The organism is Streptomyces griseus, from assembly GCF_001715295.1.
In the GTDB taxonomy this organism is placed as follows: domain Bacteria; phylum Actinomycetota; class Actinomycetes; order Streptomycetales; family Streptomycetaceae; genus Streptomyces; species Streptomyces griseus_G.
Genome location: NZ_MDKB01000001.1, coordinates 1,614,940 through 1,617,389 on the forward strand (window position 1 = coordinate 1,614,940; position 2,450 = coordinate 1,617,389).

2 protein-coding genes and 2 pseudogenes are annotated in these 2,450 nt (G+C 67.2%); 2 read left to right on the forward strand and 2 right to left on the reverse strand.

What is annotated here, in order from left to right; genetic code table 11:
• The first annotated feature begins 134 nt into the window (after positions 1–134).
• Positions 135–338, forward strand: a complete 204-nt coding sequence (locus BA175_RS29275) for a hypothetical protein (RefSeq protein WP_079159393.1) — start codon at positions 135–137, stop codon at positions 336–338.
• Between the two features lie 81 nt (positions 339–419).
• Here BA175_RS29275 and BA175_RS30430 read toward each other — a convergent pair.
• A pseudogene (locus BA175_RS30430) lies at positions 420–556 on the reverse strand (IS5/IS1182 family transposase); the annotation flags it as partial.
• Positions 557–742: 186 nt separating this feature from the next.
• Here BA175_RS30430 and BA175_RS06350 point away from each other — a divergent pair.
• Positions 743–1,192: a hypothetical protein gene (locus BA175_RS06350; protein ID WP_069170200.1), complete on the forward strand. Its 450-nt coding sequence runs from the start codon at positions 743–745 to the stop codon at positions 1,190–1,192.
• 678 nt (positions 1,193–1,870) lie between these two features.
• On the opposite strand, the pseudogene BA175_RS31400 reads toward BA175_RS06350, so the two are convergent.
• Positions 1,871–2,450: pseudogene (locus BA175_RS31400) on the reverse strand (hypothetical protein); the annotation flags it as partial.

The following is a 2,450-nucleotide window of genomic DNA, read 5'->3' on the forward strand; positions in this document are numbered from 1 at the left end:
GACGGTGTGCTGTTCGGGCCTGGTGGTATCTCCTCCCGGGTCATGCTTTCGACGGAGGGCAACGGTCTCGTCGGGGTAGAGCTTGTCTCTCTGACCGGGAGTGACTTGTGGTGGGTCCCGATCAGTCTGCTGTGATGACGGACAGCGAGCTGATCGTTGACCTGCGCGGTCAGCTGATCGAGATATTCGACGATTTCTGGGACGCGGTGAGCGAGCCGTGCCGTGTCGGCGCAGACAAGCGTCAAGAACCCTGTCCACCATCAGTTCGTGCGCCGGGCAGCGGCGTCGAGGCCGATCCATATGCCGGGCATGCCCGTGATGTTACAGACATCGGGTGAAACCCGTCAGCGCCTCGGCGAGTCCTGGAACACAAGCTACCCGGACCAAAGGGTCTTCACTCGGGCCTGTCTGGCAAATGATCATCTGGCTGGTTCGCGGAGCCGGAGGACCGGGAGGCCAGGACGATTCCGGCGCGGTAGCGATCGGCGAACTTGTCGAATCTGGTCGAGATCGCGCGGAACTGCTTGAGGCGGTTGAAACATCGTTCGATCACGTTGTGGTCGTGGTGCGGACGTAGCTCGTCCGACAGGCAGGTGCACCGACCGAGCCCGTCCGCGACCGCAGACGGCGACCCCATCGGGACGGGTCGATACGACGGCGGTCGGGAAGGACCGCGCCGTACAATCGCAGTGAGGGCGAAGCGCCGGGCCGAGATTCCGGCACCGGCGTGAGGGGGAGCAGGATGTTCGGTTCGAAGAAGAAGCGCAGGGCGTCTCTCGATGATCTGATGGCGCAGCTCAGGCCCGACCTGAGTCGTGAATCGCTCGGCGTCGGGCCCGACTTCCCGGGCGTCGCCCCGAATCCGCTCCTGAGCAGTGATGCACGGAAGCGCAATGCGGAACTGCGTACGGGGGCGCTTGCGCTCGGCGTTCTCGTCGACTGGCGGGAGGTCAACGGCAATCCACGCGTGGTCCTGATGTTCGACGTGGAGACCGCCGACGGCCTCTCGTTCCGCGGTATCGCAGACGAAGACCTCACGATCACCGAGCTCACCCGACTCGCCCCAGGGCAGACTTTGCCCGTGCGCTACCGGCCGGCCGTCATGGACCACTACGTCGCCCTTGCCCGGGACGTGGACCCCGCCCACGTGCAGCAGCTTTCTGACGAGATCGCGAGCCGCAAGTCGACCTGACCCCGGTGACCTGAGTCGGAGATTCGGTGGTAGTAGGCGGCGACTCTGTCGAGGATCAGGTGGGTTTGGAGGTCGGTCGGGACTTTTGTGACGAGTTTCGGCAGGATTTTTGAACTTGGCGGCTCGGTGAGGGCGGTGGAGTGATCGGGTCGCCTTGCCTGTCGCGACTTCCGGGGGTGGGGAAGGGAGCGGTGGTGCGGGCGTGGATGTAGTGGTGGCTTCGGTGCTCGGGCTTCCCGGGCATCGCTGGGCCGGCGTCTGCGCGGTCGTTTGCCGGCGCGCTCAGTTTCCCGGCACGGCCTGCTGAGTATCGGTCCGTGGCGGCGGGGTCTTCGGTCCTGGACGGCTCGTAACCGGCTAAGGGCTGTCCCGCAATTCCCGGCGGGCGCGCGACGACAGCTACGGCACCTCGCAGCGTTGTCGGGGCGTGCGCATATATTTCGTGTGTGGGCGGTCCTTGGTTTTGCGGTGCACTGTATCTGTCGCCGTATGCTGTTTCGCCGGGAATTGCGGGACAGCTTTTATGGCTCGTAACACGATCATGGTCGGGTCTCCCGAAGTCCTGTTCTGTGTGGTGGTAGACCTGCGCGACCAGGCCTTGGGCGTGGCGTGGGGGGATCACGTGGATGTACCGCACCTGGCGCAGGGAGCCTCGTAGTACAGCCCGCACGAGTGGCCTCATCGTGTTTGCTCCTTGTCCTGGTCCAGGCTGGTTTCTTTGCCGCGGGGGCGGCTTGTTGCGGGCTGTTTTGCCTGTCCGTGCCGTGTCCGGACCGCTGGTGTGGTGGGCTGCCGGCGGGGTTGCGGGTTCTGGCCGGGTGGGGTTCGGGTGGGGTTGCCGGGGGTGGTGGTGCCGGGCACCAGTCCCAGGTGCTGTGCCAGCAGACGGGCCAGCGCGGTGGCCGTCTTGCGGGCGGTGGAGGCCGTGTAGGGGCGGGGCTGTGCTGGTGGTGGAGCGGGGGCGGTGCCGGTGGGTGGTTCGGTGGTGGGGGTGGCTGCGGCCGGTAGCGGGGGGAGAGGGCCGTTTCCGCTCGTGGTCTGCCTGCCGCCGGTACCGGGCCATTCTCCCGTCCGGCCCGCCCCACCGGCCCGGTGTGTCCGGCCCGCCCGGTCGGTGCGGTCCACCCCGTTGGTCCGGTGTGCCCGTTCGGCCCTGCCCGCCCCTCCGGCCCTGCCCGGCCCGCCGGTTCGGTGTGCCCCGTCGATCCGGTCCGCCCCGCCGGTGCGGTCCGAGCGGTCTTTCCAGCCGGCCTGGTGT

Bases quoted from the DNA above. Each gene is read 5' to 3' on its own strand.
- BA175_RS06350 (WP_069170200.1), top strand. From the start codon at position 743: ATGTTCGGTTCGAAGAAGAAGCGCAGGGCGTCTCTCGATGATCTGATG.
- BA175_RS29275 (WP_079159393.1), top strand. From the start codon at position 135: ATGACGGACAGCGAGCTGATCGTTGACCTGCGCGGTCAGCTGATCGAG.